The following is a 6620-nucleotide window of genomic DNA, read 5'->3' on the forward strand; positions in this document are numbered from 1 at the left end:
TTCATAGTAATTAGCTAAACTATCTAACATACCATCTATATCACCTGTTTGCTCCCCAACTTTAATCATTTGACTAACTGTAGCTGGAAACAAAGACGAATCAGCAAGAGGTGTCGATAAAGCAGTACCACTCTTTACTTTTTCAGTAGCATCTAACAATGCTTGCTTATATACCACATTACCAACAGAATCGGATGTTATCCTTAAAGAATCCAAAACAGGAACACCTGCCCCGATCAATGTGCCTAAAGTTCTAGTAAACCTTGCAAGATATATCTTAACAATAAGCACGTTAAATATAGGTGCTTTTATTTTGAAAAAATCCCAATATTTTCTGCCAATTTCTGTATTTATAAAAGACTTAAAGCCGGCGGCTGTAACTACAATAATTAAAATAATAGCCCACCAATAACTTTTAGAAAAATTACTTAGATTGATTAAAAACTGAGTTACTGCCGGAATATTTCCTTTAAAATCCTGATATAGCTCAGTTAATTTCGGCACAACATATAAAAGCATTAAGGCTATAACTCCGACAACAGCTATCAAAACAAAGGCAGGATAAATCATAGCGCCTCGAAGTTTGGAAATTAATTCAGCTTCTTTTTCGAGCTGGTTAGCTAATCTTTTTAAAACTTTATCGAGCGTTCCGGATCTCTCCCCTGCATTAATTAGACTAATATCAAGGGGAGAAAAAGCCCTTGGGTGACTTGAAAAAGCCTGAGTTAATGAAGTTCCGCCTTCTACATCACGAAGAACATCATTAAAAACATTTTTTAGTTTTTGATTACCGGACTCTTTAGACATGGTAAGTAAAGATTGGGTTAAAGATAGTCCGGCATTTATAAGAGCCGAAAGCTGTCTCATGGCTACGGCTTTCTTTTTCTTTGAGATACCGTCTAAAAAAGATAAAAAAGGGATTTTTTCTAAAGGATTTTCTGTTCTTGCGGTAATATTCTTTATCTCAATCGGAAAAAGCTTTTTTGTAATAAGTACACGTGCGGCCGAATTCTCGCTAGTCGACTCTATTTCACCTATTAGAGTTTCTCCAGTATTATTTTTTGCTCTGTAGGTAAATTTTTGCATATTATTTCATTAAATATCTTTCTAATTGATGGAGATCTAACGCATAATTTCTTGCCTCGTCCATGGATATTTTTCCTGACCTGACTAACCTAGCTAAATCAGAATCAATGGTTTGCATACCCTGATCAGCTCCTGTTTGTATCACTGCTTCCAACTGATGAGTTTTAGCTTCCCTGATAATATTTCTGGCTGCAGAATTAATCATCAAAATTTCACTTGCCACAACCCTACCTCCGCCAATCGCCGGAATTAATCTTTGTGATACTATCCCCACTAATATACCAGCCAGCTGAGTTCTGATTTGCTGCTGTTGGTGAGCCGGGAAAACATCAATTATTCTATCAACTGTCTGTGTAGCATTATTAGTATGTAATGTTGCAAATACTAAATGACCGGTTTCTGCGATAGTAATCGCGGTTGAAATGGTTTCAAGATCCCTCATCTCTCCAACCAACACAACATCCGGGTCTTCTCTAAGTATGGCCCTTAAGGCAGAGGCGAACGAACGGGTATCATAATGCAATTCTCTCTGAGCAATAATAGCTTTTTTATTAACATGGTTATATTCAATAGGATCTTCAACGGTTATTATGTGACCGCCTTTTTCCTCGTTAATTTTATCAACCATTGCCGCAAGAGTTGTAGACTTTCCATGACCCGTGGGACCCGTAACAAGCACAAAACCCTGAGAATATTCTGTAAATCTATTACAAATTTTAGGTACCCCTAATTCGTCAATTGTTCTAATTTTTACAGGTATAAGCCTTAAAGCTAAGCTTAAACAGCCCTTTTGATGATAAGCATTAGCCCTAAACCTTGCTATATCACCGTGACTGAAGGAAAAATCTATTTCTTTATCTCTAATAAGAATTTCCTTCTGGATATCATTAAGAATGGAAAAAGTAAGATCCTTGATCTCGGTTGGCGAAAGCTTGGAATACTGATTTAGCGACCTTAAATAACCGTCTACTCTTATAGTCGGGGGTAAATTAACAGAAAGATGCAAATCTGAGGCATTTTGATTAAGTACTTCTTCAATTAGTTCTTCAATTTTCATTTTTGTTCTTCTTAAAATTTTATCAATATTATATTTATATATTATTTTTAGCGTTATCTTGCTACTCTGGCAACTTCCTGTAATGTTGTAATACCTGCCAACGCCTTAAGGTAACCATCTTGTTTCATAATTATCATGCCTTCTGAAACTGCCGCATCTTCAATATCGTCACTAGTTGCATTAGTTAAAAGTAATTTGCCCATTTTTTCTGAAACATGAAATACTTCGAAAATTCCAATTCTTCCAGTATAGCCCGTGTTACGACATTCTTCACACCCTTTACCTCTATAAAGAGTGTAAGGCGTTACATCAACAAATGGTAAACCTTTATATCCTAAATCTTCAAAAGCTTTATCTGCGTGAGAGTCTCCTTTTTTAGGAAGCAAGCTCCCTACAGTACTCTTTACAGCGTCTATTTCTGTTTGTGTAGCCTTATATTCTTCTTTACACTTTGAACAGATTACCCTAACTAACCTTTGACCCACAACGGTATTTACCGTAGAAGCAATAAGAAATGGTTCAATTTCCATATCAAGAAGACGAGGAAGAACGCCTGAGGCTGTATTGGTGTGCAATGTTGATAAAACAACATGACCCGTTAATGCAGATTGAACAGCAAGATCTGCTGTTTCTTTATCTCGAATTTCTCCAACCATAATAACATCAGGGTCTTGTCTTAAAACTGATCTTAATCCAGACGCAAAAGTAAGTCCTACTTTTGGATTAACTTGTATCTGATTAATACCATCGATGTTATATTCAACGGGGTCTTCAAGGGTAACTATATTCACAGCCGCAGAATTAATTTTACTTAAAACAGCATAAAGAGTTGTTGATTTTCCTGAACCGGTAGGACCGGTAGAAAGAATCATACCCCAAGGTTTTCGCGAGCCTTCATCTACAAGCTTAAAAGCAATACCTGCCAATCCTAATTTTTCCAAAGTAATAAGCTTGCCTGACTTATCGAGTAGACGGATAACAACCTTTTCACCAAAAACTATTGGAGAAATAGAAACCCTCAAATCAATCTCACGATTTTCAAGATCAATTTGAAATCTACCGTCTTGAGGGACTCGATGTTCATCTATTTTAAGATTTGAAAGAATTTTAATTCTTGAAATTAAGGCCGGATGAATATGCTTGGACAGCGTCATTACATCCAGTAATATTCCGTCAACCCTATAACGAACTTTTATCACTTTATCGCGAGGCTCAATATGAATATCAGAAGCTCTAGACTTGACAGCAAATTCGAGAATAGTATTTACTGCCCTTGTAATTGGAGCATCCTGAACAATCTTTTCTACATCTTGCTGATCTGATTTCTCTTCTTGTTTAATATCTTCCGCTTCCTTAGAACCATCATCAATACCTTTTAAAACCTCTACTAATTCAGATTGGTAATTCTGATATTGTGATATTACAAATTGAATACTTTTCTTTGATCCAATATGAGAAATTACCATAAGAGAAGTTTTTTTCTCAATAAAATCAATCGTCTGAACATCATAAGGATCTAACATTGCAACCTTAAGCTGGCCAGTAACTATATCAAAAGGAACTACTGAGTGTCTTTCACAGTATTCTTTACTTAGAACTCTTAATACTTTAACGTCAATTCTTTTACTGCTTAGGTTTACGTAAGGAATGCCAGATGACAATGCCTTAATCTTTATAATATCTTCCTCTGAAGCTAAACCTTTAGCAAGAACCTCTTCATCTATGGTTTTTCCTGTCTTTGCGCTTTCCGCTTTAATATTTTCCAGCTGTGGAGGTGTTAAAATTTTAAGCTCTACTAGAAAATTTTCAAATCTTTTTTGGTCTTTAATAAACATAATTATTGTTGTGTTTCCGTGGAAACTTCTTCTTTAAAAGGATTAGGCTTCACAAGATCAGTTGGCGTTGGAACCACATAGTCTTTATAGCCTTTCAATTTATTTAGTGTTTGCACTCTTGGATCGTCTGGATTATTATCAAACACACTTACATCAAATGGAGCAGGTATAGTTTCTGTCTGATCTTCACTAGCTTGTGTTTTACTTTTACCGATCCCAAGTGATTGGATTAAAAAGTAAGCACAGCCAATCAATATAGCGATGGAAATTATTATAACGGCTACCTGAGTATTTTTGTTTTTATTCATTGCTGATCTCCATTGTCCGAAGAACGATAAAACGTTTTCACATCCATTTGAGATCCTATAATTTCTTTGCCTTCTTCAGCCAATTTAATATCTAACCTATCAACTCTTAATAATCTTAAAGCGCTTTTATAGTTTTTAAGAAAATTTTTCAAAGAATCATAGGTTATGCTTTTGGTCTCTAAAGAATATGACATTTCGCTGACACCTGTAATAGTATTTTCAGCATTAGCAGAATCAGAGCCCCCTCCAAAACTTGCATTAAAAAAACCATTATCAACTTTTAAACCTTCAAATTGCATAAATAGCTTTGATTTATCCTTAAATGTGGGCAAAGCAGCGGAAATTTTCTTATTAATATCATTTATTTCATTTTCTTTGGAACTTAGTTTCTCAAGTTTGCCTAATTTATCTTCGAGATAGCTTAATTTAGATTCCTTGTTTTTTACAACACCTTGTTTGATTTTATTATTTTCCCATAATGGTTTTATGATAAAAAGTAAAACAGCGATTGTTATTACAAGCGAAAGTCCAAATATTATATAAGCATATGAGGAATATTTTTCTATTTTTGATTCTTCGACCATAATACCTCTGAAATTTTTGCTTTTATTTCTAATGAATAATAAGTAACTTGTTCCATCTTCCCTTCTCCAACATCAATACTTTTATTTTCCTTAGCATAGTCAGAAATGTCTATATTATTAAATAATTTAACTTTGTTTGGGTCATCCTCATCCGAGCTAGTAGCAGTATTACTCACATCATTAGTAGCCGTTACAGATTGATCTTGGTTATTGCTAGAATCAGTAATTGATATTTCATAATTACGCAAAGACTCAATAAATTCTGCGACTTTACCGATAGATCGTGTTTTAACGTTAAATGTTATATCTTCCCTAGTAATTGCTAAACTTGTTAAAAAAGATTCTTTCGGCATAAATGTTTCTATCTCAGCTAAAAGATCTTCCCAATTTATACGGCTATCTAAAATTTGCTTAATATTATCTAAGCCGGTAACCACATTATTTACTTTTGTCTCTATCTTGGAATACTGTCCGATACCATCATTTTTTTCTTTAATCTTATTGCTGAGCGAACTAATTCGTGATTTCAAATACAAATTTGTTCCAAAAACAATAAAAAATATCCCTCCTAAAACAGCCAGAATTATAAAAGATACGGAGATTAAAGAAATGCTTATCTTTTTTCTCTGTTTCTCTTGTTCTTTTTTTAGGGGGAGTAAATTAATTTTCATAACTTACCTTTTTGCTAAACCTACGGCCGTTGAATATTCTGTAAATGTATCCATAATACTTTGCTGGATTGATGCAGGATAAGAAATATCTGCCCAAGGTGCACCTATCTGAATATCTGTTTCTAAAATCTCCGAAAGATATGCAGTTAATCCTATAAGACGGGCGCTACCACCGGAAAGAATAATCTTTTCAACACTGTCATTAAATTGCTCCTGATAATACTTCATTGACCTTTTTATTTCATCAACAATTCCATTTAAAAGAGGCTGTAGATTTTTTAATATTTCGCCTTCTAGCTTTTCTTTAGCTAAACCAAATTTTCTTTTAAACTGTTCAGCTTGATTTAAATCCAAACCTAAATTCTGAGACATTGCTCTAGTAAAAGCGTAACCTGCAACAGGTAAACTTCTGGAGTGGAAAATGATTTCGTCCTGCACAATAGCAATTTCAGTAGTCATAGCGCCTATATCAACAACCATTGCTTTTAAACCCTGTGTTTGACCTAAGGAACGACTTAAAGCAACCGAGGATGACTCAATAAAAAGCACTGAAAGATCAGCACCTTCTAATATTTTCATTAAACGGTTAATTTTGTCATTAGGTGCAGCAAATATCATCACTGTCATTTCTCTTGAATCACCAGTGGCAGGATTAATCATTTGCCAATCATATCTAATTTCATCAATCTTTAAAGGAATATTTTGCTCTACCTGCCATTTTACAGCTTTTCCTATATCAGAAGAGGACATTTGAGGTATTTTAACAATTGCCGTAAATGTATCAGAACCAGGTAAAGCTGCGACAACATTTTTAGTGCTAACCTTATAATCCTTAACTAGTTTTTTAATTATCTCGGATAATTGCTTCATATCGGTAGGACTATCACTTTGAGACAAACCGATAGGTATATTTACTCCACCATAGCTTACTAGATTATAACGTCCAGCCGAATGTTTAAGCTGAACTAATCTAACCGATGAAGCACCGATATCTATTCCAAAGAAATCTTTTGATCCACCTAGGATTCCCAATTTTTTTCTCCATTATCTTAATTTAAGAATAACATAAATATAATAAG

General features: G+C 34.4%; 7 protein-coding genes. All 7 read right to left on the reverse strand.

Annotated elements, in window-relative coordinates; genetic code table 11:
• Positions 1–1086 (reverse strand): pilus assembly protein PilC (locus COX95_03250; GenBank protein PIZ85663.1); only part of this gene is annotated, 1086 nt, incomplete at its 3' end.
• 1 nt (position 1087) lies between these two features.
• Positions 1088–2143, reverse strand: a complete 1056-nt coding sequence (locus tag COX95_03255; GenBank protein PIZ85664.1) for a type IV pili twitching motility protein PilT — start codon at positions 2141–2143, stop codon at positions 1088–1090.
• Positions 2144–2196: 53 nt separating this feature from the next.
• A complete protein-coding gene (locus COX95_03260) occupies positions 2197–3978 on the reverse strand; it encodes a type II secretion system protein E (protein ID PIZ85665.1) in 1782 nt (593 codons plus the stop codon).
• Positions 3979–3980: 2 nt separating this feature from the next.
• Positions 3981–4286, reverse strand: a complete 306-nt coding sequence (locus tag COX95_03265) for a hypothetical protein (protein PIZ85666.1) — start codon at positions 4284–4286, stop codon at positions 3981–3983.
• Positions 4283–4870, reverse strand: a complete 588-nt coding sequence (locus tag COX95_03270) for a hypothetical protein (protein ID PIZ85667.1) — start codon at positions 4868–4870, stop codon at positions 4283–4285. Before COX95_03270 ends, COX95_03265 begins: the two co-directional genes overlap by 4 nt.
• Positions 4849–5541, reverse strand: a complete 693-nt coding sequence (locus COX95_03275; GenBank protein ID PIZ85668.1) for a hypothetical protein — start codon at positions 5539–5541, stop codon at positions 4849–4851. Before COX95_03275 ends, COX95_03270 begins: the two co-directional genes overlap by 22 nt.
• Positions 5542–5544: 3 nt before the next feature.
• Positions 5545–6573, reverse strand: coding sequence for a hypothetical protein (locus COX95_03280; protein ID PIZ85669.1), 1029 nt, complete (start codon positions 6571–6573; stop codon positions 5545–5547).
• Positions 6574–6620: the final 47 nt, after the last annotated feature.

This window comes from bacterium CG_4_10_14_0_2_um_filter_33_32 (genome assembly GCA_002792735.1).
Classification (GTDB): Bacteria; Patescibacteriota; CPR2_A; order CG2-30-33-46; family CG2-30-33-46; genus CG2-30-33-46.